The 26,334-nt window shown below is 63.5% G+C and carries 27 protein-coding genes; 11 read left to right on the top strand and 16 right to left on the bottom strand.

Features of this window, described 5'->3' with window-relative positions; genetic code table 11:
* The first annotated feature begins 113 nt into the window (after positions 1-113).
* From AC3WWH_RS16725 to queF, 3 genes are all read left to right on the top strand, one after another.
* Positions 114-1,688 carry an MFS transporter gene (locus tag AC3WWH_RS16725; protein WP_197417261.1) on the top strand — a complete coding sequence of 525 codons (1,575 nt, stop codon included), beginning with the start codon at positions 114-116 and terminating at the stop codon, positions 1,686-1,688.
* Between the two features lie 125 nt (positions 1,689-1,813).
* On the top strand, positions 1,814-2,731 hold the full coding sequence (locus AC3WWH_RS16720; RefSeq protein WP_058321151.1) for a cation diffusion facilitator family transporter: 918 nt from the start codon (positions 1,814-1,816) through the stop codon (positions 2,729-2,731).
* A gap of 151 nt (positions 2,732-2,882) precedes the next feature.
* The gene (queF, locus tag AC3WWH_RS16715) at positions 2,883-3,347 is read left to right on the top strand and encodes a preQ(1) synthase (protein WP_057253061.1); all 465 of its coding nucleotides are present in this window, start codon (positions 2,883-2,885) and stop codon (positions 3,345-3,347) included.
* Between the two features lie 20 nt (positions 3,348-3,367).
* Here the strand turns inward: queF and AC3WWH_RS16710 are convergent, their stop codons facing one another.
* Together AC3WWH_RS16710 and AC3WWH_RS16705 are read right to left on the bottom strand one after the other, a co-directional pair.
* Positions 3,368-3,883 carry a chloramphenicol phosphotransferase CPT family protein gene (locus AC3WWH_RS16710; protein ID WP_057253063.1) on the bottom strand — a complete coding sequence of 172 codons (516 nt, stop codon included), beginning with the start codon at positions 3,881-3,883 and terminating at the stop codon, positions 3,368-3,370.
* A gap of 11 nt (positions 3,884-3,894) precedes the next feature.
* Positions 3,895-4,473 carry a HupE/UreJ family protein gene (locus AC3WWH_RS16705; RefSeq protein WP_057254325.1) on the bottom strand — a complete coding sequence of 193 codons (579 nt, stop codon included), beginning with the start codon at positions 4,471-4,473 and terminating at the stop codon, positions 3,895-3,897.
* Positions 4,474-4,711: 238 nt separating this feature from the next.
* Here AC3WWH_RS16705 and AC3WWH_RS16700 point away from each other — a divergent pair, with 238 nt between their 5' ends.
* Both AC3WWH_RS16700 and leuA read left to right on the top strand, forming a co-directional pair.
* Positions 4,712-5,299, top strand: coding sequence for an ATP-dependent Clp protease proteolytic subunit (locus tag AC3WWH_RS16700; protein WP_057253064.1), 588 nt, complete (start codon positions 4,712-4,714; stop codon positions 5,297-5,299).
* Between the two features lie 409 nt (positions 5,300-5,708).
* Positions 5,709-7,418: a 2-isopropylmalate synthase gene (gene leuA / locus AC3WWH_RS16695; RefSeq protein WP_058321150.1), complete on the top strand. Its 1,710-nt coding sequence runs from the start codon at positions 5,709-5,711 to the stop codon at positions 7,416-7,418.
* Positions 7,419-7,528: 110 nt separating this feature from the next.
* Here leuA and AC3WWH_RS16690 read toward each other — a convergent pair whose 3' ends face one another.
* The 5 genes from AC3WWH_RS16690 to AC3WWH_RS16670 all read right to left on the bottom strand — a co-directional run bounded on the left by AC3WWH_RS16690 (position 7,529) and on the right by AC3WWH_RS16670 (position 10,393).
* A complete protein-coding gene (locus AC3WWH_RS16690) occupies positions 7,529-7,909 on the bottom strand; it encodes a DUF6481 family protein (RefSeq protein WP_058321149.1) in 381 nt (126 codons plus the stop codon).
* Between the two features lie 37 nt (positions 7,910-7,946).
* On the bottom strand, positions 7,947-8,171 hold the full coding sequence (locus AC3WWH_RS16685; RefSeq protein WP_058321148.1) for a hypothetical protein: 225 nt from the start codon (positions 8,169-8,171) through the stop codon (positions 7,947-7,949).
* A 184-nt stretch (positions 8,172-8,355) separates the two neighbouring features.
* Entirely contained in the window at positions 8,356-8,565 is a 210-nt protein-coding gene (locus AC3WWH_RS16680) for a cold-shock protein (RefSeq protein WP_053248201.1), read from the bottom strand.
* A 478-nt stretch (positions 8,566-9,043) separates the two neighbouring features.
* Positions 9,044-9,871, bottom strand: a complete 828-nt coding sequence (locus AC3WWH_RS16675; protein ID WP_058321147.1) for an anti-sigma factor family protein — start codon at positions 9,869-9,871, stop codon at positions 9,044-9,046.
* A 3-nt stretch (positions 9,872-9,874) separates the two neighbouring features.
* Positions 9,875-10,393, bottom strand: coding sequence for an RNA polymerase sigma factor (locus tag AC3WWH_RS16670; protein WP_057253076.1), 519 nt, complete (start codon positions 10,391-10,393; stop codon positions 9,875-9,877).
* Positions 10,394-10,768: 375 nt separating this feature from the next.
* Here AC3WWH_RS16670 and AC3WWH_RS16665 point away from each other — a divergent pair, with 375 nt between their 5' ends.
* Positions 10,769-11,626, top strand: coding sequence for a DUF3313 domain-containing protein (locus AC3WWH_RS16665; protein ID WP_162727966.1), 858 nt, complete (start codon positions 10,769-10,771; stop codon positions 11,624-11,626).
* Between the two features lie 88 nt (positions 11,627-11,714).
* Here AC3WWH_RS16665 and AC3WWH_RS16660 read toward each other — a convergent pair whose 3' ends face one another.
* Both AC3WWH_RS16660 and AC3WWH_RS16655 read right to left on the bottom strand, forming a co-directional pair.
* Entirely contained in the window at positions 11,715-12,266 is a 552-nt protein-coding gene (locus AC3WWH_RS16660; protein ID WP_058321145.1) for a tetratricopeptide repeat protein, read from the bottom strand.
* A 235-nt stretch (positions 12,267-12,501) separates the two neighbouring features.
* The gene (locus AC3WWH_RS16655; RefSeq protein ID WP_057253082.1) at positions 12,502-13,404 is read right to left on the bottom strand and encodes a metallophosphoesterase family protein; all 903 of its coding nucleotides are present in this window, start codon (positions 13,402-13,404) and stop codon (positions 12,502-12,504) included.
* Between the two features lie 71 nt (positions 13,405-13,475).
* Here AC3WWH_RS16655 and AC3WWH_RS16650 point away from each other — a divergent pair, with 71 nt between their 5' ends.
* On the top strand, positions 13,476-13,985 hold the full coding sequence (locus AC3WWH_RS16650; protein ID WP_058321196.1) for an NUDIX domain-containing protein: 510 nt from the start codon (positions 13,476-13,478) through the stop codon (positions 13,983-13,985).
* A 28-nt stretch (positions 13,986-14,013) separates the two neighbouring features.
* Here the strand turns inward: AC3WWH_RS16650 and AC3WWH_RS16645 are convergent, their stop codons facing one another.
* Entirely contained in the window at positions 14,014-14,991 is a 978-nt protein-coding gene (locus tag AC3WWH_RS16645) for a glutathione S-transferase family protein (protein WP_058321144.1), read from the bottom strand.
* Between the two features lie 259 nt (positions 14,992-15,250).
* Between AC3WWH_RS16645 and AC3WWH_RS16640 the strand changes: the two genes are divergently transcribed.
* Complete coding sequence (locus AC3WWH_RS16640; protein WP_058321143.1) at positions 15,251-15,796, top strand: GNAT family N-acetyltransferase; 546 nt, start codon at positions 15,251-15,253, stop codon at positions 15,794-15,796.
* A gap of 89 nt (positions 15,797-15,885) precedes the next feature.
* Here the strand turns inward: AC3WWH_RS16640 and AC3WWH_RS16635 are convergent, their stop codons facing one another.
* Genes AC3WWH_RS16635 through AC3WWH_RS16610 form a run of 6 tightly spaced genes read right to left on the bottom strand, consistent with a single transcriptional unit; the run spans position 15,886 to position 23,628 of the window.
* A complete protein-coding gene (locus tag AC3WWH_RS16635; RefSeq protein ID WP_058321142.1) occupies positions 15,886-16,308 on the bottom strand; it encodes a GNAT family N-acetyltransferase in 423 nt (140 codons plus the stop codon).
* A 10-nt stretch (positions 16,309-16,318) separates the two neighbouring features.
* Entirely contained in the window at positions 16,319-16,792 is a 474-nt protein-coding gene (locus AC3WWH_RS16630; RefSeq protein WP_058321141.1) for a GNAT family N-acetyltransferase, read from the bottom strand.
* The gene (locus AC3WWH_RS16625; protein WP_058321140.1) at positions 16,789-18,858 is read right to left on the bottom strand and encodes a hypothetical protein; all 2,070 of its coding nucleotides are present in this window, start codon (positions 18,856-18,858) and stop codon (positions 16,789-16,791) included. Before AC3WWH_RS16625 ends, AC3WWH_RS16630 begins: the two co-directional genes overlap by 4 nt.
* Before the next feature lie 10 nt (positions 18,859-18,868).
* Positions 18,869-21,694, bottom strand: coding sequence for a DUF4159 domain-containing protein (locus AC3WWH_RS16620; RefSeq protein ID WP_058321139.1), 2,826 nt, complete (start codon positions 21,692-21,694; stop codon positions 18,869-18,871).
* Positions 21,691-22,611 carry a DUF58 domain-containing protein gene (locus AC3WWH_RS16615; protein WP_058326538.1) on the bottom strand — a complete coding sequence of 307 codons (921 nt, stop codon included), beginning with the start codon at positions 22,609-22,611 and terminating at the stop codon, positions 21,691-21,693. Before AC3WWH_RS16615 ends, AC3WWH_RS16620 begins: the two co-directional genes overlap by 4 nt.
* Before the next feature lie 3 nt (positions 22,612-22,614).
* On the bottom strand, positions 22,615-23,628 hold the full coding sequence (locus AC3WWH_RS16610) for an AAA family ATPase (RefSeq protein ID WP_057253096.1): 1,014 nt from the start codon (positions 23,626-23,628) through the stop codon (positions 22,615-22,617).
* Positions 23,629-23,799: 171 nt separating this feature from the next.
* On the opposite strand from AC3WWH_RS16610, the gene AC3WWH_RS16605 reads away from it, so the two are divergent.
* Genes AC3WWH_RS16605 through AC3WWH_RS16595 form a run of 3 tightly spaced genes read left to right on the top strand, consistent with a single transcriptional unit; the run spans position 23,800 to position 26,308 of the window.
* Positions 23,800-24,423, top strand: coding sequence for a DUF1285 domain-containing protein (locus AC3WWH_RS16605; RefSeq protein WP_058321138.1), 624 nt, complete (start codon positions 23,800-23,802; stop codon positions 24,421-24,423).
* Positions 24,420-25,052 carry a CoA pyrophosphatase gene (locus AC3WWH_RS16600; RefSeq protein ID WP_058321137.1) on the top strand — a complete coding sequence of 211 codons (633 nt, stop codon included), beginning with the start codon at positions 24,420-24,422 and terminating at the stop codon, positions 25,050-25,052. Before AC3WWH_RS16605 ends, AC3WWH_RS16600 begins: the two co-directional genes overlap by 4 nt.
* Entirely contained in the window at positions 25,049-26,308 is a 1,260-nt protein-coding gene (locus tag AC3WWH_RS16595; RefSeq protein WP_058321136.1) for a CCA tRNA nucleotidyltransferase, read from the top strand. The genes AC3WWH_RS16600 and AC3WWH_RS16595 overlap by 4 nt, the downstream gene beginning before the upstream one ends.
* The last annotated feature ends 26 nt before the right edge of the window (positions 26,309-26,334 follow it).

Raw genomic sequence — 26,334 nt, 5'->3', positions numbered from 1 at the left:
ATTATGGCGAAACTATCCTGCATTCGTCAATCGATGCCCAAGCGGCGGACGTCCAGCTGCAGGTTTCCAGGAAGTCTGTGTGGGTATCTCCTTTGCTCCAACGGATGGACGATATGAGAGAAAAGTTCAAAGACGGGCGCGGACGCCGGTTCGTGCTGCTCGCGGTTTGCTGCGCGGCGGCCGCGATGCCGCTCACCTTCACGGGACCAGCCGTGGCGTTGCCGGCGATCAGCCGCAGCCTCGGCGCCGATCCGATCGCGCTCAATTGGGTCACCAATGCCTTCATGCTGACCTTCGGCAGTTCGCTGATGGCGGCAGGCGCAGTTGCCGACAGTTTCGGTCGCAAGCGCGTCTTCCTCGGCGGTCTTGCCGCGTTCCTGCTGTTCTCGGCTGCTCTGGCATTCGCCGGCAATATCGTCTGGTTCGACGTGTTGCGAGCGCTTCAAGGGATAGGGGCAGCCGCCGCCTTCTCCGGCGGCATGGCCTCGCTCGCCCAGGAGTTCGAAGGAAACGAGCGGCTGAGAGCCTTCAGCCTCGTTGGCGCCAGCTTCGGCGTCGGCCTCGCCTTCGGGCCAATCGCCTCGGGCCTGATGGTCGAGGCCTTCGGGTGGCCCGCGATCTTCCTGCTCGTCGTTGCTCTTGCTGGCCTGGCGCTGGCACTCGGAGCGGTTTTCATGCGGGAGACGTGGGATCCGGATGCCACCGGCCTCGACTGGAAGGGAGCTGCGAGTTTCACCGCGGCGCTGACTGCGCTCACCTTCGGCATTTTGCAGGCACCGGAAAGCGGCTGGAGCCACCCGCTCGTGGTCGCCATGTTCGCGGCCTCCGTACTTTTCTTTCTGGCCTTCTGGCGGATCGAGTGGTCGGTCGCGCGGCCCATGCTCGATCTGACGCTTTTTCGCTATCCACGCTTCGTCGGCGTGCAATTGCTTGCGGCAGCTCCCGCCTATGGCTTCGTCGTCCTACTCATCCTGCTTCCCGTGCGTTTCATCGGTATCGAGGGCATGAGCGCGGTCTCAGGTGGCCAGATGATGATCGCGATGTCTGCGCCGCTTCTGATCCTGCCAATTGCCGCAGGCCTGTTGACGCGCTGGTTCACGCCGGCAGCGATCTGTGGAGCGGGCTTGCTGTTCTCGGCGGCAGGGCTCTTCTGGCTAAGCCGGTTTCCGGTGGGTTCCGAGCCGACCGTGCTGCTCGCACCTCTGCTGCTGATAGGACTTGGCATCAGCCTGCCCTGGGGGCTGATGGACGGGCTTGCCGTCAGCGTCGTGCCGAAGGAGCGCGCGGGCATGGCGACGGGGATCTTCAGCACCACGCGTGTCGCAGGCGAGGGGGTTGCGCTCGCGATCGTGAGCGCAGTTCTCTCCGCGCTCACCGCTTCGAACCTGGGGCCGGAGGCCGGCGCGAATGCCGCTGCAATGGCCCAGCGCGTCGTGACTGGCAACCTTACGGACGCAGCGCTGCTTGCACCGCAGACATCGCACGTCGTTCTCCTCCACGCCTATGGCGATGCGTTCAGTGCCTTGCTTTGGCTGCTGACTGGCATCACGGTTGCGACCGCAGCCGTCGTGTTCTTCTTCATTGGCCGGGGTAGCAAGGTTGCCGACGGCGACGAAATCGAAGCCAAGCTGTTGGCCCTCGAGGTCATTGCCTGCGGAGAAACCGGAGCCAGCCGAACCAAGCTTTGACAAGCGGGGCCCAATCGCTCATATGCTTAGCGATAGACCGCCTGCGCGAAATTCGCGCGGGCGGTTTTGCGTTTCAATGGGCTTGCGTTTGCAACTCGTTTGCATCTGCATAGGGAATGATAAAAATGTCTGCGTCCGACAACAGAACCGTCCTGCGGCTTGCCTTTTGGGGCATTCCGCTGTCTCTGGCCGTGCTGGGGCTGAAGCTTCTTGCCTGGTGGCTCACCGGCTCGGTGGCCCTTTTGTCCGATGGTCTCGAATCCACGGTCAACGTGATCGCTGCAGTGATCGCCTATCTGATGATCGGTTATGCTTCCAAGCCGGCGGATGCCGGCCATCCCTTTGGCCACCATAAGGCGGAGTATTTTTCAGCCGTCATCGAAGGCGTGCTGATCGTCGTTGCAGCTCTTTTGATCGTCTGGGAAGCGGTGCCGGCGATCATGGCGCCGGTGGTGATGGAAGCGCCGGCTCTGGGCCTGGCGATCAACTTCGCCGCGGGTGTCGTCAACGCCATCTGGGCCTATGTGCTGATCACAGCCGGCCGCAACCATCGCTCGCCGGCGCTGAGTGCCGATGGTCACCATATCCTGTCGGATGTCGTCACCTCGATCGGCGTTCTCGTCGGCCTCGTGCTTGCCATCGCGACCGGCTACGCGATCCTCGACCCCCTGCTCGCCGTCGTCGTCGCCTGCAACATCCTCTTCCAGGGCTGGATGGTGATCTCGCGTTCGATCGACGGCTTGATGGACCGGGCGGTTTCGGGTGAAGAGGAAGAGGCGATCAAGCAGGCGATCGCCGCCAATGCCGCGGGGTCGCTCGGCGTGCACGATCTCAAGACCCGTCAGGCCGGTCCGGCCATCTTTGTGGACTTCCACATGGTCGTACCGGAAGCAATGCCGGTCGGCGAGGCGCACGATATCTGCGACCGGATCGAGGATGCGATCCGGGTGGTGCATCCGGGCGCAAAAATTGCAATCCACGTGGAGCCCGAGGGCGAGAAGGCGCACGGCGTGCGCGTCAAGACGACGTCAGCGCGCCATTGAAAACACAAACGGGCGATATCGCTTGAACTGCGAGAAGATTTCCTTCTTAAGGCAGTTCTGATTTAAGGGCCGCAAACGGAGCGGGTCGGCGAGGGCGCAAGCCGGTATCGACCGAACCCACGCGCGGATGTTCTCACGGAGCAACAGGCAAATGAGCAAGACTGACGTATCTGGCCTCTCGCAATTGGGCGCGAAGGTCGACCTGCCGCAAAGCCCGGAAGAGGCGGTGCTGGAGCGGGTGCCGAGCGGCAACAAGGGCAAGGACTATCTGGTGCGCTTCACCGCGCCGGAGTTCACCTCGCTCTGCCCGATGACCGGGCAGCCGGATTTCGCCCATATCGTCATCGACTATGTGCCGGATGAGTGGCTGGTGGAATCGAAGTCGCTGAAACTGTTCCTGCACTCCTTCCGCAACCACGGCGCCTTCCACGAGGACTGCACCATCGAGATCGCCCAGCGGCTGGTCTCGCTGCTTTCGCCACGCTGGCTCCGCATCGGCGCCTATTGGTACCCGCGTGGCGGTATCCCGATCGACGTCTTCTGGCAGACCGGCAAGCCGCCGGAGGGCCTGTGGCTTCCCGATCAGGGCGTGCCGACCTATCGCGGTCGCGGGTAAGGGAAAAAGCGGGGTCTCCGCTACGGCTTGAAAGCCCGGCGTTGGCGCCAGGCATCAGCGATGCGCGCGGCAACCTGATCGGTTGGTTCGTGCGTATCCACTTCGAGGTCGTAGTTGCAGTGGGCATGCGTCTTGAGGTGAAACCGGGCTTCACCGATCGTGCGATCGCCGCGCTCGCGACGCTCAAGGTCTTCGATAGGCGCATGAACGCCGATCCAGAAGACGTCCAGATGTGCTGTCAGTTTTCTGATCTCGTCGGACCAGCTTTTCTCCTCGACGATATGCTCGACGATCAGATCGTTGCCGGCCCCGGCGAAAGCCGCAATCGAGCGGTGAAATCCGTCGAAGAACCTGTTGCGTTCGCCGCGCATCCCATGGTGCATGCCACGCTTGAGCACCCGAAAGCCGGCGTCGGCAAGCTGATCTGACGCATAGTAGCAGAAGGGCTCCGGGAGGATTTCCCGGAGCGCCTTTGCCAGCGTGGATTTTCCGGAACTGGACGTGCCGTTCAGAAAGATAATGCGTCCGTGCTGCACGTTTCCTGATCTCAGCCGAAGATCAGGGCTGCACCCGCAACTGCAGTCAGCCCGCCGAGGATGCGCGCCAGCACGTTGCCGCCGGAAAGGCGCTGAAGGGCGATGCCGAGACCGATGCCGGCTACATGAAGCGCTGCGGTCGCGCCAATGAAGCCGACCGAGAAGGCGAGTGCCCCGGCGCTGCCAAGCTCACCGCCATGGGCGTGGCCGTGGAAGAGGGCAAAGACGCCGACGATGGCCGCCGATGCAGCGGTGTCGAGGCGCACCGCCATGGCGACGAGCAGGCCGAGTGCGACCACAGAGGCCAAGATCGCCGGCTCGACGAAGGGCAGTCCGACGCCGGCCATGGCGAGCGCGAAGCCCGCCGCCATCATGGAGACGAAGGCCGTCGGCACGATCCACAGTGCCCGGCCGCCAATCTGGGCGGCCCAGAGGCCGACGGCGACCATGACGAGGATATGGTCGAGGCCGAAGAGCGGATGCGAGAAGCCGGCCGCAAACGAGCCGTTTTCTTCCGGGTTGAGGTGGGCGAAGGCCGGGGCGGCGGAAGCGATCAGCGCCGCGGCAGCAATCAGGATGCGTCTGTTCATGCGTGTCCCCATGGATCGGCGAGGCCTGGGAGGATGGCCCCGTTCTGAATGTTTGGCGCGGTTGATTTTATTGGCCTTTGTCCACCTGTCTATACGGCATTTGGCGGTAGGTGTTTTTACCATAAGCGAAGTGCGCCTTGCCGCTTTGTCGCCGCTTCGGTTTGTTGCATTGTCTTCGGCGTCGAGTCGCATTATCTGACTTTGACTGAAGACTTCATGAGACGCCGGAGAAACACGGATGTACGACAACGACGACGAGGACGACAAGAAGACCGAATTGCCGCTCGGCAAGGAAACGGAGGCGAACCTTTTCAAGTCGCGTTCGATTTTCATCTACGGCACGATCACCCAGGAACTGGCGCAGAAAGTGTGCTCGCAGCTCGTGGCGCTTGCGTCGGCCAGCGATGAGGACATCCGTCTCTTCGTCAGTTCGCCGGGCGGCCACGTTGAATCCGGCGACAGCATTCACGACATGATCAAGTTCGTGAAGCCGAAGGTCTGGACGATCGGCACCGGCTGGGTCGCATCCGCCGGCGCGCTGATTTATGTCGGCGTTCCCAAGGAGCGTCGCCTTTGCCTGCCGAACACCCGCTTCCTGCTTCACCAACCGTCGGGCGGCACCCGCGGCATGGCTTCGGACATCGAGATCCAGGCACGCGAAATCATCAAGATGAACGAGCGCCTCAACAAGATCTTCTCCGAAGCGACCGGCCAGACGGTCGAAAAGATCGCCAAGGACACCGAGCGCGATTACTGGCTGTCGGCTGAAGAGGCCAAGAGCTATGGTCTCGTGTCGCGCATCATCACCTCGGCTGCGGACATCTGAGTTCGCTTCAGCCGAACGGATATGAAGGGCACCGGCATCGCGGCGGTGCCCTTTTCTTTTGCAGCGACCTGCGCGCATTGTGCCGCTTGCTCCGGTTCGGCAAGCCGTGTATAGGCTTTGACCATGACCAAGGCTGACGCATATCGGATCGCCTCGATCCCCGCCGGACACGATGACAATCGTGCGCCGTCGCGCGCCTTCGCATCGCTTCTTCTTCTCGGCCTTACTCGCGGTTGCCGGGTTCGCTGAGGAGCGCCCGGCGGCCGAAAAGCCACGCCGGCGGATGCTCCTCGACCCCCATAGAGTTTTAGGACAAAGGCGCGCCCGCCGCGGCATTTGCCATCGCAATCCGGTCCCCGATCGGTTATGGCAATGCTGCCAGAGCGCTCAGTGATGAAGAGAAGCTGCAATGATCCAGAAGTCCCATTCCATCAAGAACGGCATGCCGGAAGCGTCGGTGAAGTATCAGCCTTACCCGCAGATCGCACTCACCGACCGCACCTGGCCGTCGAAGACGATCACCAAGGCGCCGATCTGGTGCTCGGTTGACCTGCGCGACGGTAACCAGTCGCTGATCGACCCGATGGGTCACGATCGCAAGGCCCGCATGTTCCAGCTGCTGCTCGACATGGGCTTCAAGGAAATCGAGATCGGCTTCCCCTCGGCCTCGCAGACCGACTTCGACTTTGCCCGCTGGTGCATCGAGGAGGGCAACGTCGCCAAGGACGTGTCGCTGCAGGTGCTGGTGCAGTGCCGGCCCGAGTTGATCACCCGCACCTTCGAGGCGCTCGAGGGCGCCCACCAGCCGATCGTGCATTTCTACAATTCCACCAGTGAATTGCAGCGCCGCGTGGTCTTCGCCAAGGACGTCGCCGGCATCAAGCAGATTGCCACCGACGCTGCCAAGATGATCACCGACATGGCGGCCAAGGCCGGTGGCGGCTACCGCTTCGAGTATTCGCCCGAGAGCTTTACCGGCACCGAACTCGAAGTGGCGCTGGAGATCTGCAATGCGGTCACCGAAATCGTCAAGCCGACTCCCGAAAACAAGCTGATCCTGAACCTGCCCTCGACCGTCGAGATGGCGACACCGAACATCTATGCCGACCAGATCGAGTGGATGTGCCGCAACCTCGACAATCGCGAAAACCTGATCATTTCGCTGCATCCGCACAACGACCGCGGCACCGGCATCGCCGCCACCGAGCTCGGCCTGATGGCCGGCGCCGACCGCGTCGAAGGCACCCTGTTCGGCAATGGCGAGCGCACCGGCAACGTCGACGTCGTCACCCTGGCGCTGAACATGTTCACGCAAGGCGTCGACCCGCAGCTCGACTGCTCGGATATCGAGCGGATCAAGGAAGTCTACGAATATTCTAACCAGATGGTCATTCCGGAGCGCCATCCTTACGTCGGCGAGTTGGTCTATACGGCCTTCTCCGGCTCGCACCAGGATGCGATCAACAAGGGCATGAAGGCGATCAAGACGGCCAACAAGCCGCTCTGGGAAGTGCCTTATCTGCCGATCGACCCGCGCGATGTCGGCCGCTCCTACGAGGCGATCATCCGCATCAACTCGCAGTCGGGCAAGGGCGGCATCGCCTACATCCTGCAGGAGGATTACGGCATCAACCTGCCGCGCAATCTGCAGGTCGAGTTCCGCGAGGACATCCAGCGCATTACCGACGAGGAAGGCAAGGAGGTGCCCTCCAGGCGCATCCACGAGCGCTTCATCGAGCGCTATGTCGAGCAGCCGGGCGCGCGCATCAAGTTCGTCGATCACCACACCTATCCCGTGGGCGAACACAAGGGCGTGCGCGTGGTGGCGGCCGAGATCACCGACAATGGCGAGGTGAAGCGCATCGAAGGCAAGGGTACCGGCCCGATCGACGGGTTCATCAACGCGCTGTCGATCTATCTCGGCGTGGATCTCTCGGTTGCCGACTATTCCGAGCATTCGCTTCAGCATGGCTCGAACGCGGCGGCCATCGCCTATGTCGAGATGGAGCATCCAGGCGGCAAGCTGTTCGGTGCCGGTATCAACACCAATATCGTGGCCGCTTCGCTCGAAGCGATCGTTTCGGCTGCCAACCGCGTTCTGGAAATGAAGCGCGGCTGATCTTAAAAAAACGCCGCGCGCCCTCAACGGACGCGCGGCGTTTTCGATCAATCTTTGAGGCAGCGCCCAGTTGCAGCCTGGCATGGCGGCGCGCTGGCCGTAAGTTGCCTTTATGCCTGTCGCGCCTTGCGGTTGGCGTAGCGCCGGTCGCGTTCGGCCTTGCGCGCAGCCTCGTCCTCGATCACGCGCGAAATGCGGTTCTTCTCAGCGGCCTCGCGTGCTTCGATTTCGGCTCTGGCAGCGGCTGTAACTGCGGCCTCGCGCTCTGCCGCCTCGGCTTCCAAACGCTCGCGCTCCTCGGCCTTCGCCCGTTCACGACCAGCGCGCCGTTCCTCGCGGGCCGCAGCGACTGCCTGACGCTCGGCCTGGCGGGCGAGCTGGGTCGGTTCTGCGGCTTCCTTTGCCGCGCGGTAGGCGTCAAGAAGCGCCTTCTTCGCATCGGCAGCGGCGCTGCGACGGTCGGTGAGTTCACTGTTTCTGATGTTTCTCAAGTCTCTCTTCCAGTTGAAGCGTCACGCTGACTGAAGGTCAGGTTTTTCTGACGCGTTTCGAAACGGGGGCGGCAGCACCCGCCAGACGATCTTGCAATTCCTTCGCCAGGCGGGCTTCGCGCAGGCGCGAGGTCTTCTCTTCGCGAGCCTGGACGATGGCGTCGAGTTCCTCGACTGCGCTGCCTCGGGCAAAAAATTGCGATTGCTCCTTGGCAAAGGCAATCTCGGCCCGCTGGCGCGATTTCGTGTGGGTCTCTGTCATGGGGGATCCCGATCTTACAGGTGCGTCGACGGCAGTCACGTCATTCCCGATGTGCAACGCAGTCGCGGGAACGTGCATTCGATGCGCGGAAATAAAAAAGGCCAGGCATATTGCCTGACCTTGATGGGTATCATGCTCTCGGCAGTGCCAGTACATCCGTGGTCAAGGGAGAGCCGATACCGATTCAGGCCGCCTGAAGATTGCAGGCCGACATCTTGCCCGACTTGTTGTCGCGCTCCATGTCGTAGGAGACCTTCTGGCCTTCGACGATTTCGCGCATGCCAGCGCGTTCGACGGCGGAGATGTGGACGAAGGCGTCCGGGCCGCCGTTGTCAGGCTGAATGAAGCCGAAGCCCTTGGTGGAATTAAACCATTTAACTGTGCCGGTGGTCATGAAGAACCCTCTCATAGCATATTGAACGACCGCGACGCGGGAGCGCTGCGGATGGTGATAGCGATTTTTGAAAGGAAGGTTCGTTCAGGGCGCGGTTGCTAGATGCGCGGTAACCAAAGCTTAGCAAGCAAATATCGATTTGCCAGAGATAGAGGTAAAGTATTGCAATGTCAACCTTTGGTTTTTTCTTGCCGATTTTTGCCAATTTTGCGGGAGCTGTGACGCTGCAATTCAGACTCAATATTTGGCCATCGCGATATATGTATTTTGCGACGTGGTCGCAGGTGTAACCGTTTGGTTGCCTACACAAATTTCTGCTTGATCCAAATATGGGCGCAGGAATTATGCTCTCTGCCGACCGCGGCCGATGTCTGCTTTTCATGGCAGCGAAATCTGCCTTGGCAACTGGTGTTGCCAAGGGGGCGGTTCCAGAATTTTCGTGTTGGTTGCGGCAAAGCTAAGCTTTGAAGGCGTGAACTCAGATCGTCGCGGCGGCGGCCTCGGCGATATCCTGCATCCCGACATGGGCGGAAGGGCCGACGAGCACGAAGGAGGCGCCACCTCTCTGCCAGGAGACCATGCCGAGATCATCGCGGATGCTCTCGTCAAAATCGTTCGACTGCGGGCCGGTGGTATTCTTGAGGAAGCAGATCGCAAAGATCTCGCCCTCAGTGCTGCGGTAAACGAGTTGTGCCACGGGTTTGCCGTTGGCCACTAGCAGGCGGGCGCCTTCGAAGGTCAGGCCCTTGCCGCCAAGCTGCGGAATCTTGAAGGGAACGCCGACGCTGGATGCAAGCCAGGTCTCGATCTTGGGAGCCTCGGAGGCGGGGACCTCGACGAGATGCTCTTTCTGGCGCGAATAGATGCGGTGGTAGTCGGCGATATCGTCCAGCCAGCCGCGCGCTGCAGCCACTTCGGCCGGTTCGCCCACATTGTTTGCCGTGCCGATGACGAAGCCGGCCGAACCGCCGAGCAGCATCAGTGCAACCGATGCGGCAAGCACGCGCGGCCAGATGCGCACGTTTCTGACGTTGGCGGCTGTCGCCGTCACGCGTTCGGTTTTGGGGCTGACACCGGGACCCTGCTTGATCTGTCGCACCAGGGCCAGCGGCACGGGATCGTGCAGAAAATCCTCAAAAGCCGTATCGCCGAAGCTGCTGCCGGCTTTCAGCTTTTCGAACAAAGCCTTGGCGTCGTCGTCGCGGGCGAGAAGCGCGTCGAGTTCATTTCGTTCCGCTTCGCCGATCTCGCCGTCGATATAGGCGGATAGGCGAACTTCGAGTGCGTGACCCTTTGTCTGTTGCAACGGTCAGGCCCTCCTTTCGGTATTCTCGGAGATCATGGCGGCAAGCCTGAGGCGCGCCGTCGACAGCCTGCTCATGACAGTGCCGATCGGAATGCCGAGGATGTCGGCCGTCTCGCGGTAGCTATGGCCTTCGACGTTGACCAGCAGGAACACGCTCGCCAGGCCTTCGGGCATCGACAGGATCATCTTCTGCAATTGGTTGGCGTAGACGGCCTTTTCGGCCGAAGCCTCGATGCTGAGCTCGTCCTGGCCGAGCGCATCGACCGTGCCGCTGCCGGCGCGGACCTTGCGCTTGCGAATCTCGTCGACCCAGAGGTTGCGCGTCATCGCATAGACCCAGCTTTCCAGCCGGCCTTCTCCGTTCCACAGGTGGCTGCGCGTGATCGCGCGCTCGCAGGCTTCCTGGACCAGGTCGTCGGCATCATTGGCGTTGCGCGTCAGCGTCATCGCGAACCGACGCAATTTGGGCAGGAGACTGACCAAGTCGCGTCTGAAGTCCTTCGTTTCTGCCGCTGGACGCATTGCTCTTCCAAATGAAACGTGCCGGATCGTGCATTTATTCGCGGTGCGAGGCACGAGCCGGATGATATGAAACATTTGCCCCTTAGTCTGCAAGGGAAGTGCCGGAACGGGAAGCAAATTCTGCTGCTTCATAGCGTCTTTTCCCAAAAAGCTTTTGCTTGCTGGCGGCCGTTAACCGAGGACTTCGTTACCGTAAACTGCACCCGTGCCCCGAGATCGCGTCAAAGTTCGGCCCGAATCTGGCCGGACCTCATCGCACAACTGCAAGTCGATGTCGGGGACACGCCAATGAACACACAGCATCGTAGCAAGAGAATGAATGCCGCCCGGATCGGGGGCGGCCGATGGGGCCGAGCCCAGCTTCGACGAGGAGCCATGGCTATGCGCATTGGTGCGGTGGTTCCGCTGCTTGCGGGGCTTGCCGCATGCCAGAGCGCTCAGGTCATGGAAACCGGATCGCTATCGTCCTACAAGGATTTCGTCGCCAGCGACGGGATGGTGACCAAGACGAAGTATCGGGTGGATGCCGCCTCGACCAAGAACGTGAAGACGGTGCACGTGATCCCGACGACCTTCGCTTCCAATGCCGATCTCGACAAGCTTGGAGATCCGCAGAAGAAACTGGTGGCGACGGCGATCGACCGGTCGCTCTGCGAAGCACTGAGTGCGCAATTCGATATCGTGCCGATATCGAAGCCGGCGGATATGGCCGTGCGCTCCGTGATCAGCAAGGTCAAATCGACAAATGCCGTTGTTGCGGGCGTGTCGACCGTCACCTCGGCGGTCGCTCCCGTTCCGGTTCCGCGCATTCCGATCGGTCTCGGAAGTCTCGCAGTCGAGGCGGAGGCTTTCGACGCGCGGGGCAAGCAGATCGCCGGGCTGACATGGGCGCGCGGTGCCAACATCCTCACCAATGGTTCCCGCGCATCGACGGCAGCCGACGCCTTTGAGCTTGCCGGAGATTTTTCGGGCGATTTCAGTGCGTTGCTGGAAAAATCGGGTGACCCGATGAAATCCGATTTCGAACTGCCTTCGATGAAGAACGTCAAGAACAGCGTCGCCTATGCGGTGACCGGAAAGCCCTCCGATCCCAATTGCGCCGTTTTCGGCAAAGGATCCGGTCTCGGCGGCATCGCCGGTGGCGCGCTCGGTCTGCCGCCGGAATGGTCGGAGAAGAAGAACGAGAGCGCGCCTATTGCAAGTGGCACCAGCGGAGGCGCCAAGAAGGGCTAGATGCCGGCGCGTCTCTTGCGCGCTCGGCGCTCTGTCGTTTGGCGCTGCGATCGGGGCGGCGCCGGGCGCCGTCCGTGCTCCCGTCGGGTCAGTACTGGCGGACGCCGCCAAGCGACTGCAACAGTGCGCGGTAGGCCCAGGTGTTTTCGCCGCCGCGATCGCGGATCTCGACGAGCTGCACGCGTGCTTCCTCGACGTGTCCCTGTTCGATCAGCGCCTGGCCCATGTAGGAGCGCGCGAGAATGTAGTTCTCGTCGGCCTGGAGCGCGCGCTTGTAGTACTGCATGCCGAGTTCCATGCGGCCGGCCTTGCGGTTGGAATAGCCGAGATAGTTGAGGACGCGGGCGCTCTTCTGGTCCTTGACCGCGCCGAGTACCTTGATGGAATTTTCATACTGGCCGGCATAGGCGAGCTCGCGGGCGGCCTGGAACAGGATATCGTCGCTGAGGTCGCTTTTCTTGGCGTTGACGCAGGCATTCTTCTTTGCGTCCCACACCTTGCCATCCGTGCATTCGCTGGTCGTCTTGGTCTTCGTGGGCGGTTCGCTGGTGTCTTCGCCGGCTGCCATCACGGCCTGCGCCATGAAGCTGGTTGCGCCGGCCACAATCAGGGCGCCAAGCAGGGCCTTTCGGTACATCATGCCATCTCCCGTTCTTCGCGCATGCCCTTGAAAGCCCGCGCGTCGTTTCAAAATGATCGCGTGTCCTTGACGCTCCGAAAGGAGGTGAGCCGCCGTCGGGCGGCTTCAGCCACGAAGCATGCCAGAAGACAATGCACACCACCAGCGGGCGGCGCACGACTGGGGTATGACGCATGAATGCGGGAAAATATTCGCCGGGCGATGAATATTCTGCGAAGTGGCCCGCCTGACGGCTTCAGAAACGCGTCGTTTCGGCGAGTGTCACCGTCGTTGCATCGCCGTTCAGCGCATAGCGTTCGCGCGTCAGCTGCCAATTGCCCGGCTCGCCGGTGATGGTGAAGAGGTTATAGGCTGCTGGCGGCTTGTGGCCGCCCGGGCCTTGCGAGGCCGAGGCGATGCCAACGACCGGGACCGGTGCATTCTGGCCCTTCAGCCAGTAGACGGTGTTGAGATGGGTGTGGCCATGGATCACGAGCTCCGCACCGCCCGAGGAAATCGTCGCGGCGAAACGGCGGATGCCGATCATGCGCTTGTGCATCGAGGCCGCGCCGCGGATCGGCGGGTGGTGGATCATGACGATGCGAAAGAGGCCCGCTTCGCCGGCGGCCCGCAGCATGTTGACGGTCGCGCGTGCCTGCCGCTGGCCGAAATAGCCGCTTGCGGCAAAGGGGGGCGTTGCGACAGCGGTCGAGCAGCCGATCAGCGCGACCGGTCCGCGCACCCGCATATAGGGAAAGCAACGGTGCCGGTCGTGCCAATGAGCCGGCGCATCGTCGCCCCGCATGTAGGGATACCAGGCACGGGTGGTCTTTTCGTAGGCGCCCGGCACATAGGCGTCATGGTTGCCCGGAACGATGGAAATGTTCTCCGGCTTGCCGGCATCCGTCAGCCATTCGGTCACTGCCTTGATCTCAAGCGAAGACGCGAGGTTCACGAGATCGCCTGTCATCGCCAGATGGTCAGGATCCTTCTTCTCGATATCCGCCAGCAGCGTGTCGAGCGTGCCGGTAAAGAGATGCCGGCTGCGGTTGCGGTGCCAGTTGACGAAACCGGTGATGCGCTTCGACGCGAGCTCCCTTAAGGACAATTCGGGCAGGGGCCCGAGATGGACATCGGAGATATGGGCAAGTTTGAACATCGCCCCCGTCTAGCGCATATTCCGGCCGAGGGGAATCAGGTCGCCCGATGAATCGCGTGCGGGCCGAAAACATGGGAAGGACGAGACGACTGAACGAGGAACGGCCACCGGAGATGCGGCGCTGGTATCTCCGGCTCCTGATGCGGCTCGCGCATGGCTATTACGCCCTTGCGCGCGGCATGACGATCGGCGTTCGCGCTGCCTGTTTCGATGACGAGGGCCGGGTTTTTCTCGTGCGCCATTCCTATCTGCCGGGCTGGCACCTGCCGGGTGGGGGGCTCGATCGCGACGAAGCCTCGATTAACGGGCTGCTGCGGGAGCTGCGCGAAGAGGGAAACCTGGAGGCAACGGCGCCGCCGGTGCTCATCCAGGTCTACTACAACAGGCGCACGAGCCGCCGCGACCATGTCGTCTTCTACCGCTGCGACGGCGTCAGGCAGACCGCGCCGAAGACGCCGGATCTGGAGATCGCCGCGAGCGGCTTCTTCGCGCTCGATGCGCTGCCGGAGGATACCACGCCGGCGACGCGTCGCCGGCTTGCGGAACTCGCCGGCAGCGCTGCCTTCGACATTCACTGGTAGAGGCGGTCCAGCCGCTCGAACAATCGGTCTACAGCCTCTCGCGTCCGTGCGGGGAGGTGAGGTTGAGCACCGGACCCACTGGCACGACGCCGGTCGGGTTGATGGTCGTGTGGCTGCGGTAGTAGTGCTCCTTGATGTGGCGCATATCGACGGTCTCGGCCACGCCCGGGACCTGGTAAAGCTCCCGGAGGTAACCTTGCAGGTTCGGATAGTCGGCGATCCGGCGGATGTTGCACTTGAAGTGGCCGACATAGACCGGATCGAAACGCACCAGCGTGGTGAACAGGCGCCAGTCGGCCTCGGTGAGGCGGCTGCCGGTCAGATAGCGGTGCGACGCGAGGCGCTCTTCCAGCTTGTCGAGCCGGGCAAAGAGCGCGGCAACGCTCTCCTCGTAGGCGGCCTGGGTGGTGGCGAAGCCGGCCTTGTAAACCCCGTTGTTGACGTCGTTGTAGACGTCGGCATTCAACGCATCGATTTCGGCGCGCAGTTCTTCCGGGTAGAAGTCGGTCGTCGAGCCGGTGAGGCCATCGAAGGCGGAATTGAACATCCGGATGATCTCGGAGGATTCGTTCGAGACGATGGTGTTTTGCTGCTTGTCCCAGAGAATCGGTACGGTCACGCGGCCGGAATAGTGGGCGTCGGCACGGGCATAGACCTGCCACAGCGCCTTCGATCCGAAGAGATGGTCGCCAGTGCCGATGCCACCGTCCTTGAACTCCCAGCCCTGGGCGAGCATCAGCGGATCGACGACCGAAACGGAAATGAGGTCCTCCAGCTTCTTCAGCTTGCGGAAGATCAGCGTGCGGTGCGCCCAGGGGCAGGCGAGCGAAACATAGAGATGATAGCGACCGGCCTCCGCCTTGAAGCCGCCGTCGCCGCTCGGGCCCGCGGACCCGTCTGCCGTCACCCAGTTGCGAAACTGCGAAGCGCTGCGCTTGAAATGGCCGTTCGTTGCCACGGTATCGTACCAGACGTCCTGCCAGACGCCGTCCACCAACCTGCCCATATTGAAATCTCCTTCGTGATCCTTGCGCTCATAGATAGCGCTTCCAGCGGCGTCCGATAGATGGCGAAATCCGAACAGTGCGTTTTAGACTTTGACAGCGGGCATTTTTCTGATATCGGCGATCTCACAACTTTTTTCGTGTTGGAAGAAACCGCACTGATGATGTTCTCGGGAAACCTGCGACGACGCTGATGCTGCCAACGCCCGCTTCGGGCGAAGCCATCCCTATGTCTGTTCGCATGCCTGGTTTCTCGATCCCATGAAAAAGCACGATCTCGTCTACCTGACCGAAGACGCGTCCCATGACGCAGCCATCGAAATCATCAATGAAGAAGCCTTCGGCCCCGGCCGGTTTGCCCGGGCGGCCGCGCGCATCCGCGAGCAAGGGCCGCATGATCGGTCGCTGTCCTTCATCTGTGCCGACAACGGCGAGACCATCGCTTCGGTCAGGATGACGCCTGTGATGGCAGGATCGATCAAGGGCCATCTGCTTGGGCCGCTGGCCGTACGGCCGTCGCACAAGAACATGGGTATCGGCCGGGAGCTCGTGCGCATCGCCGTCGAAGCGGCGCGGCGGCAGGGTTCGGAGGCGGTGATCCTCGTTGGCGATCCGCCCTATTATCAGCCGCTCGGTTTCGAGAAGGTGCGCTACGGTGCGCTCGAATTTCCGGGACCGGTCGATCCCGCCCGCGTGCTCGTCGTGCCGATGGCCGAGGGCGTGCATGCCGGCCTCGCCGGTATCATCGGCTGGCGGGACGATGCGGTGGCATCCGCCGTGCCGCTCGAGCTGCAGCTCGCGGTCTGAGACCAGAGCATCCCGCTTTCAGGTGGAAAGATGCTCTAGATCCAAAGTGCTGGAACGTACTTTGTGCGTTCAATTGAACGCACGGCGCTCTAGCCGGAGACGATCGATTTCTTCAGGAAGACCCGGGTGCGGCCGATCGGGAAATCCGGCAATTCGCCGAACGCCTCGTAGCCCTGGCGTTCGTAGGCGCGCCGGGCTTGCGGGTTGAAGGTGTCGATCCAGGCATTGTGGCAGCCGCGGCGTCGAGCTTCGTCTTCCGCCGCCTGAAGCAGCTTGCCGGCAAGGCCCTGGCCACGAAGATCCTCCGGCAGCCACAGCCATTGCACGAAGAGCCAGCCCCAGCCGGTGTAGCCGTTCAAGCCACCGCGTTGCCCCTTCGCCTCGGGACCGCCGACGAGCACGGCGAGCGGTCGCCGCTCCGACGGGCCGACATCGGCGGCATTGAAGGCTGTGAGGCCATTGCCGATCGCTTCCAGCGCCTCGGGCGGAGGCGCGTCCGTTACCTCGAACATCGAAAACCTTTCAGGTGCGGCGCATGCTGAAGACGTCGAGGCGATCCTCGCCCACGTCCTTTTCATCGAGCCGCCAGCCGAGGCGCTCGTAGAAGGCGCGCTTGCCGGGAAGGGCGCAGAGATGCACGGCCTCCGCGCCGGCATCGAGGGCCGCACGGGCGGCCCTCAGCACGATGTCGCCGCCGATGCCGGTGCCGCGGAACGGCGGGTCGACCCAGACGGCCGCCACCCAGGGGGTGAGATCCGGTCGCTCCTCGAGGTCCGAAGCAATTACCGAGGCGGTGCCGACGAAGCGATCCCCGTCATGCGCCACCAGGCAAAGGGATTCTGCGTCTTCGGTGAGGCTGTCCTGGAGCAGGCAGGTAATATGGCTGAGAGGAAACCCCTGCTGCTCCCACCAGGCGCGCCAGATGCGATCGGCCACGGCATCGAAGAAATGCGGTGTGTCGCGAAGGTTGCTGACGACGACGGTCTGATCGGTCATCGTCCCTCGCGATACCAGGTGGCGGAGATCAGGAAGAGCAGTGCCGCAAGCCCGAGGAGGCCGGTAAACAGCGGCAGCGAGTTGATGCCCTTCAGCACGGTTTCGTCGGTCATGCGGATGGAGAGACGCTGATCGTCGGCCGAACGTATCGAGCCTCTGACCGGCAGAACCGTCGGCAGATCGAGCGGCCCGTCGGCGCTTGCGAGACGCCGCACCAGTCCCTTGGTCTTCTCCGCCCACGGGCGCAACTTGTCCTCGGTCGAGATCGCCGCCTTGAACTCGGGCGCATTGGGATCGCCGACATGGGCAAGGGCCGTGAGTTCACCATTGGCCATCTCGAACAGGCCGGTCTCGGTCGTGGCGAGTTCTGCCGAATAGAGACCCGGCTGGCGCTCGGTCAACTTCACGTCCTGCTTTTGGCCCGACGGCGAAACGAGCGAAACGGGACCGGGGTCGCCGTCGATCGTCTGACGGGTGATTTCCAGCGTGCGGCCCCGGGCGCGTGCCGTCAGCGCCTCTTCCTCGAGCGAGGGTTCCTGCATCAGCCAATGGGCGGTGCGGCGATAGAGCGAGACATGCGGACCGCCGCCCTCGAAGCCGCGGGCCCAAAGCCAGCCCTGGTCGGAGAGCAGCATGGCGACGCGGCCCTTGCCCACACGGTTGAGCACGAGCAGCGGTTTGCCGTCGGCCGCTTCCATCACCGTATTGCCCTCAGGCCTGTCGACATCGACCGTGCGGAACCAGCGGCCCCAGTGCGGCGGCTCGCTATCGGAGCCTTCAAGGCCGCGGGTTACCGGATGTTTCTTCCCTTCCTCCGACAGGCGGGGGAAGAAGGCCTTCTCGTTCATCACACCCGTGGGCGCGGCCGGAAGCACGGCCGAGAGCGGCGTTGCGGCGATCGAATCGTCGCCGGCATGTTCCGGCCCGGCGGCAATCAGAAGCGCGCCGCCGTTCTCCACATATTGCGCGATGTTGTCGTAGTAGAGGATCGGCAGCAGGCCACGATGCTGGTAGCGATCGAGGATGATCAGGTCGAACTCGTTGATCTTGTCGACGAACAGTTCACGCGTCGGGAACGCGATCAGCGACAGTTCGTTGATCGGCGTACCATCCTGCTTTTCCTGCGGACGCAGAATGGTGAAGTGCACGAGATCGACCGCGGCGTCGGATTTCAGAAGGTTGCGCCAGGCACGCTCACCGGCATGAGGCTCGCCGGACACAAGCAGCACGCGCAGGTTCTCGCGAATGCCGTCGAGCACATGGACCGCACGGTTGTTGGTCGTGGTCACTTCGCCTGGAACCGCATCCACCGCGAATTCCAGCACGTTGTTGCCGCCGCGCGTAACCTTGAAGCTGAAGGGAACGTCGGTCCCCGGCTCGGCCCGTTCCCGGGCGATTTCGTTGCCGTTGAGGCGGATGCTGACTTCCGCGGTCCCGCCGGGTGCGGCGCCGTCGTCGACAACCCGGAATGAGAGCTTCTGCTCTTCGCCGACGATGCCGAAGCGCGGCGGGTTGATGAGCTCGACGCGCCGGTCGAACTCATCAGGCTTGCCGGTGATCAGGCCATGAACCGGGGCGTCGAAACCCAGTTTGCGGCTGACGTCGGGCACGTCGTGGATCTGGCCATCGGTCACGAAGATGGCGCCGCCGATGCGCGCTGGCGGAACATCGGACAGCGCTGTCGTAAGTGTGGTGAAGAGGTTGGTCGCCGGCGAGACGCTCGCCGGATCGGTCTTGGCCTCGACGATGCGCGGCTCGATCAGCGGTATCGCCGCCAGCCGCGCCTTCAGGCCCTCGATCGCACGATCGGTCTGCTCGGTGCGGTCGCCATTCTGCTGGCTCTGGCTGCGGTCAACCACGATCGCGACGATCGTCGAGAGCGGATCACGCAGTTCGACGAAGATGGAAGGATTGGCGATCGCCAGGGCGAGTGCGGCCAAGGCGAGGGCGCGCAGCCAGGCGCCGCGTATCTTTCGCCATAGGCCATAGCCGATGAACAGCGCCGCGACGACCAGAAGCGGCACAAAGAACATCAGTGGAAGCAGCGGAGCAAAACCATAAGTCATCGATCAGCCCTCACTGCCCAAGCCTCTGGAGGAGGTCCGGCACATGAACCTGATCGGACTTGTAGTTGCCGGTCAGCATGTACATCATGATGTTGACGCCCGCCCGATAAGCATATTCGCGCTGCATTTCGTCCGGCGGTACCGTCGGCAGAAGCGGCGCGCCGTTGGCGTCGACAGCCCAGGCGCCGGCAAAGTCGTTGCCGGTGATCATGATCGGCGTGACGCCATCGCCGCCGCGCACCGGTCGGTTGCTCTGCTCCTCGGCGTCATGGGGGGCGGCTTCCACCCACAACTGGCTCTCGGTGTAACGCCCGGGAAAATTCGAAAGTAGGTAGAAGGCCTTTGTCAGCACGTGGTCGGAGGGCACCGGTTCCAGCGGCGGAATGTCGAGGCCGTTCAGCATCTCCTGCAGGCGCTGCACATTGGGGCTGTCGCCCGCCGCCGAAGGCGTGAGCGAGGAGAACTGGTCGCGCGTGTCGAAGAGCACGGTCCCGCCATTGCGCATATAGGCGTCGATCCGGCTCATCACTCTGCTGCTCGGCATCGGCGCCGTGGCGGATACCGGCCAATAGATGATCGGGTAGAACGCCAGCTCGTCCTGTTCCAGATCGACGCCAACGGGGGCGCCCGGTTCCAGGGCTGTGCGATAGGTCAGGTAGTTGCTGAGGCCCAGGAGGCCCTGTTCCGACAATCGATCGACCTCGGCCTCGCCGGTGATGACATAGGCGAGGTGGGTCGTGTCGAGGCGTTGCAGTGTCTGCGCGTCGCTTGGCTGGCTATCCTGCGCGTGAACAATCGTTGGTGCCAGGGCAGCAAGACCAAGGGTGGCAAGGCCAAGGGTTGCAAGCACGGCTGCCGTGGCGGCGCCGCCAGCAGCGCGGTGGCGCAATCCCGTGAGGCCGCCCGCCATATAAAGCACGATCAACGTGTCGATCATGAAAAGCATCAGCGCGAGCCCGAAGAGATAGGGCCGGATCGAGAACGGACGCACGCCTTCCAGCCCTTCCGCGCGTTCGCTGACGAGGTTACCTCTGATCGGAGCGATGCTGCCGCCGTCGGGGAGAAGATTGTTGGCAACGAAACCCTCTTCCGAGCCGTAGAGGCCGGGCGGTGTGTCTGCGGAAACAATCGGCGCAACTCCGGGGGCGATCTCAAGCGGTCGGGCGCTGCCCGTCTCGGTGGTCAGTTCGCCCCGGGCGTTTACCAGGCGATAGGGCGGCAGCGTCTGCGCCTTGCTTGTCTGGTCGCCGGCAATGCCGCCGGCACGTGAAAGCTGGATGGACCGGCGCAGCATGTCGACGAAGGAGCCTGAAATTGGCAGGTTCGACCAGCCCGGGTCGGCGCTCACGTGGAAGAGCACGATGCGTCCACGTCCGCGTTCGGCTGTCGTGACCAGCGGCGTGCCATCGGCGAGGTTGGCCCAGGTCCGTTCGGCAAGGTCCGGTGTCGGCTGCGCCAGAACCTGGCGTTTGACAAGCACATCGCGCGGATGCTCGAGACCGGCAAAGGGGCTGGAAGATGGGTAGTCGGCAAGCGGCTGCGGCTCTGACCAGGAGAGCGCGCCGTCGAGGGACCGTTCGCCCTGCCTGAGCATGACGGGGACGAGCGGGTCGTCGGCAGGCGCGCCGGCCAGCCTCGGGCCGGCAAAGCGAACGAGCATGCCGCCATTCTCCAGCCAGCGCGTCACCAGCGGATAGCTTTCGTCCGGCAACCGGCCGACGTCGGCCATGACCAGGATCGACGGATTTTGAGCGAGAAGTTCGGCAATCGCCTTGCCGATCGCTTCCTCTCGCGGCTCGATCAGGTCGGCGTGCGGTTCGAGCGCCCGCTTGATGTAATAGAGCGGTGAAAGCAGCGGCTGCGACTGATGCACCTCGCCGCTCAGCAAGGCCACGCGACGACGGCGATTGCCATCGTCGAGCAGGTGGATGCCGCCGGCTGTCGCCTGGCCCTCGATCGTCAGACGTGCGAAATCGTTGCGCAGCTCGAAGGGGGCCCTCAACAGGGCATTCGCTGCCGTGGCGCCAGAAGCGAAGCGGAGTTCTCCTTCGGCAATGGCGGTGCCGCGCGCGTCGCGGGCAAAGACGTAATAGGCGCGTGGCTCGCCAAGCGGCAGCCGCGATGCCGTGACCCGCATGCCTTCGTTTTCGTTGGTCGCGGACGTCAGCGCGATGGCGCTTTCCGCATTGCCTTCGATCCGGCGGACGTTGGCCGCGCCGATCTCCGCGACTTGGCGCATCGTCTGACCGTCCCCAGCCTCGATCCCGTCACTGAGGAACGCAAGCGTGCCAGGCGGCGAGTTCGCGAGGGCGGCTTTCATGGCGGCAAGCGCCCGATCGCGCGCGGCCGGCAGCGGTTGCGGCTGCGCCGCGGCCAGCCGGTCTCGCGCGGTGGTGGCGGAAGCCGGGGTCGCATCGTGCTGTCGATCGGTCGTGAAGACGATCGAAACCGGCAGATCCTTCGCCTCCGCATCGTCGATGAGCGCATTGGCGGCCTCGACCCGCCGATCCCAATCGGAGACCGTCGCCCAGCTGTTGTCGATGACGAGCGCCAGCGGGCCAGCGGACGAAAGCGTGTTCTGCCGCGGGTTGAACACCGGATCGGCGATCGCCAGGATCACCGCCGCGGCCATCAGCATGCGCAGCAGCGTCAGCCACCAGGGGCTTTGCGCCGGGGTTTCCTCGCGCTTCATCACGGACGCCAGGATGCGCAGCGGCGGGAAGACTTCGGCCGCGGGCCTTGGCGGCGTCATGCGCAGCAGCCACCAGATGACGGGCAGGGCAACGAGGGCGGCGAGGATGGCGGGATTGGTGAACAGGAAGGGCAAGCTGCTCATAGCTGGCCCCCGTGCGTCGCGCGTCCCGGCATGCCGGAGAGATAGGTATGCACGGCGACGAGCGCCTCCGAGGCGGGCCGGTCGGTTCTGTGCGGGGTGAAGGTCCAGCCGAGGTGGCGGAGCGTCACGCCCAGGCTGTCGCGGCGGCCGACATAGGCGCGCTGATAGTCCTCGCGCAGCACTTCGGCGCGGCCGGCCGTCAGCTTCTCGCCGGTCTCCGGGTCGGTGAATTCGGTGCGGCCGCTATAGGGAAACACCTCTTCTGCAGGGTCGGCGATCTCGACCACATGGCCGCGCAAACCCCGCCGCGCCAGCGGGCCGAGGCGGTCCATGATCTTTTCCGCCGGATCGAGAAAATCGCCGATCAGCACGAGATCGCTGGCGCTGCGGATCATCCCGGTGTTGGGGAGGCCTTCCGCGAGCGGGCTCAGCATGATTGCGGTCGCCAGCCGTTCGGCGGCATTGCGGGCCGAGATCGGCTCCATGATGCCGGGGCAGCCGATGCGTTCGCCGGAGCGCGCGAGGATCTCGGCGAGCGCCAGCATCAGCACGAGCGCGCGGCTCTCCTTGGAGACGGCGCCGAGCCTCGACTTGTACATCATCGACGGGGAAAGATCCGCCCACAGCCAGATGGTGTGCGCGGCCTCCCATTCGCGGTCGCGGACATAGGTGTGGTCGTCGCGCGCCGAGCGGCGCCAGTCGATGCGCGACAGGCTCTCGCCGTCGCTGTAGGGCCGGAACTGCCAGAAATTCTCGCCAATGCCGCGCTTGCGCCGGCCATGCCAGCCGGAAATCACGGTATTGGCGATCCGCCGTGCTTCGACCAGGCAATCGGGAACGAGCATGGCGCGCTGTTGCGCGCGGGAAAGTACTTCACCAGCAGGAGTACGCGAGACTATGTGCCCGACGGTGGCCATTCGTCAGCCTCTGGCCTGTTTCACCAGATCGGCGATGACGTCGCGCACGGTCATGCCTTCGGCGCGGGCAGCGAAAGTGAGCGCCATGCGGTGCTGAAGCACGGGCTCGGCAAGCGCCAGGATGTCGTCGATCGACGGCGCCAGGCGCCCGTCGTAAAGCGCGCGGGCGCGGGCGCAGAGCATCAGCGCCTGGCCGGCGCGTGGGCCGGGACCCCAGGCAACGTTCTTGTCGGTCGCGGCATTGCCGTTGCCCGGACGGGCGGAGCGCACGAGCGACAGGATCGCGTCGACCACCTTTTCCCCGATCGGCATCTGTCGGATGAGGGCCTGGATCTGCTGCAGCCGCGCTGCATCGATGACCGGGTGAGCGGTTGCTTCGCTGACACCTGTGGTCTCAAGCAGGATCTGCCGCTCGGCCGCAAGGTCGGGATAGCCGACATCGACCTGCATCAGAAAGCGGTCGAGCTGCGCCTCGGGCAGGGGATAGGTGCCCTCCTGCTCCAGCGGGTTCTGGGTGGCAAGCACGTGGAAGGGCGCCGGCAGGTCCTTGCGGGCGCCTGCCACGGTGATGTGATACTCCTGCATCGCCTGCAGCAGCGCCGATTGCGTGCGCGGCGAGGCGCGGTTGATTTCGTCGGCCATCAGCAATTGCGTGAAGATCGGGCCGGGAATGAAGCGGAACGAGCGATGGCCGGCCGCATCCTGGTCCATGACTTCCGAGCCGAGGATGTCGGAGGGCATCAGGTCGGGCGTGAACTGCACGCGGCTGGAATCAAGGCCGAGGACCGTGCCGAGCGTGGCGACGAGCTTCGTCTTGGCAAGACCGGGAACGCCGACGAGCAGGGCATGGCCGCCGGAGAGAACGGCGAGCAGGGTCTGCTCGACAACACTTTCCTGGCCGAAAATAACCTTGCCGACTTCCGCACGCACCCGGGCGATTTCGCCGAGTGCGCTTTCGGCCGCGGCGACAATCGTCTTCTCGTCGATCGCGTCGGCCGCGCCCTTCATGACAGTCATGGTCGTACTCCCCGGTCGCCCGTTGTTAAACCGAATCGCCCTATACCGGGATTTCAGTTGCCAAATTCCAATTTAGACCCTGCCGGACGGCTGACAAGTCGGCGCCGACGCACTATCTCGTGACATATCAAAGGTCTCGATCTGAAAATCGTGGTCAAACGGGACGGAACAATGGCAGAAGCCGAAATTCAGCAAACCGGCGATGCCGCCGGACTGGCGGCACTGATTGCGCGTGCTGCGGGGCAGACCGGCGAAAAGGCGCGCGGCCTGCCGCCGGTGGACCGCTGGAATCCGCCGTTCTGCGGCGACATCGACATGGAGATCCGCGCCGACGGCACCTGGTTCTATCTCGGCACACCGATCGGCCGGCAGCCCTTGGTCAGGCTGTTTTCCACCGTTTTGCGCAAGGACGAGGATGGGCACACCTATCTCGTGACTCCTGTGGAAAAGGTCGGCATCCGCATCGTCGATGCGCCCTTCGTGGCCGTCGAAATGAGCATGACCCAGGGAGAACAGGGCCAGGTCCTGACCTTCCGCACCAATGTCGGCGATGTGGTCGAAGCCGGGCCGGAGCATCCGCTGCGCTTCGTCATCCACGGCGAGAACCGGGAGCTGAAACCATATCTGCATGTGCGCGGGCGCCTGGAGGCGCTGGTCTCCCGGCCCGTCATGTACGAAATCGTCGAACTCGGTGAGACGCAGCAAGTCGATGGCACCGAGATGTTCTGCGTGCGCTCGGGCGGCGCCGTCTTCCCGATCATGCCGGCGGCAGAGCTGGAAGCGCTGTCGCGATGAACCGGCATCTCTTCTCCGCTGACGAATTCCGTCGACGTGCGCTGACCCAGATGGGCGGACCTGTGGAAACCTCCTGGCGCGACCACGGCGATTTCCTGCTCAATCCGGGCATCGTGCCCTATCTAGAGACGCTGCATCTGAAGGATGCCGCAGTCCTCGTGCCCGTCGTCGACGATGGCGACGATGCCAGCGTCATCCTCACCCAGCGCACGGCGAGCCTGCGCAAGCATTCCGGCCAGGTGGCTTTCCCCGGTGGGGCCGTTGACCCCGAGGACCGGTCCGTCGAAGTGGCGGCGTTGCGCGAAGCGCAGGAGGAGATCGGTCTCGATCCGCGCTTCGTCGAGACCATCGGCCGGCTGCCGCATTACATGGCCATGTCCGGTTTTCGCATCACCCCCGTGCTGGCAGTGGTGAAGCCCGGCTTCGAGCTGATCGCCAATCCGGACGAGGTCGAAAGCGTCTTCGAGGTGCCGCTGTCCTTCCTGATGAACCCCAGCAATCACACCCGCGGTCGCGGGCATTGGCAGGGTGAGGAACGGCATTTCTATCGAATGCCCTATGGCGACCACAACATCTGGGGTATCACCGCCGGCATCCTCCGCATGCTTTATGAAAGGCTTTACGCATGACTTCCGTTGCCGGCGAAGGCTGGTTTTCATCGCCCTCTCTCCGCCGTGTTTTCGAGGTCCTGAACGTCGAGGGCGGCGAGGTCCGGGTCGTCGGCGGCGCGGTGCGCAACAGCCTGATGGGTCTGCCGGCCGGCGACATCGACATGGCGACCACCTGGCGTCCGGACGAAGTGTCCGAGCGGGCGAAGGCGGCAGGCATCAAGGTGGTGCCGACAGGCATCGATCATGGCACCGTAACGCTCGTCATCGACGGAACGCCCTATGAAGTCACGACGCTCCGGCGTGACGTTTCGACCGATGGCCGCCGCGCGGAAGTCGCTTTCGGCACCGACTGGAAGGCGGATGCCGAACGGCGGGATTTCACCATCAACGCACTTTACGCGAACGACCGCGGCGACGTGTTCGACGATGTCGGCGGGCTCTCGGACATCGAGACGCGCACGCTGCGTTTCATCGGCGATGCTTCAGAGCGGGTTGCCGAGGACTATCTGCGCATTCTGCGTTTCTTCCGCTTCTTCGCCCACTACGGCAGCGGCAGGCCGGATGCCGAGGGCCTGCGCGCCTGTGCCAGGGCGCGCTCGAAGCTTGCAACGCTTTCGGCCGAGCGGGTCTGGGCCGAAACAAAGAAGTTGCTTTCCGCCGCCGATCCCGGCCGCGCGCTGCTGTGGATGCGCCAAGCCGGTGTGCTCACCGAAATTCTGCCGGAAACGGAAAAATGGGGCATCGACGCGATCCCGGATATCGTTGCCGCCGAGCGCGCCTTTGGCTGGGCACCGGATCCGCTTCTGCGCCTGGCCGCGATCGTACCGCCGGACGAAGAGCGCCTGGAGGCAATGGCGGAGCGTCTGCGTCTGTCGAAAGCGGAAGCTGCCTATTTCAACCGCTGGGCCAAGGCGCCGGCGGTCCCCGCGACCACCGTCGATACGGCCTTCGATCGGTTGCTCTATCGTCATGGCGTGGAGGGGATTGTCATAGGGCTGCGGCTGGCGCTGGCGACGGCACGGCGCAAGTCGGAAGGCGACCCGGCGCTTTTGTCCGAGACCGCGTCACTGCGCCGGCTGCTGGCACGCGCCGAGGCCTGGAAGCGGCCGAGCTTCCCGCTGAATGGCGGCGACGTGCTGAAGGCCGGCGTTGCGGCCGGCCCGCGCGTGGGCGAAATCCTCGGGGAGCTCGAAAATCTCTGGATCGAGCGCAACTTCAGTCTCGACCGGGCAAACCTCATCGCCCGGCTCGAAGCCATGGTGAAGCCGGACTAATCGGACGGCTAGCGCCGCCTTGAGGA

Source organism: Ensifer sp. EB106-03-01-XG145 (assembly GCF_058792075.1).
This window is presented reverse-complemented; position numbering and strand designations above follow the sequence as displayed.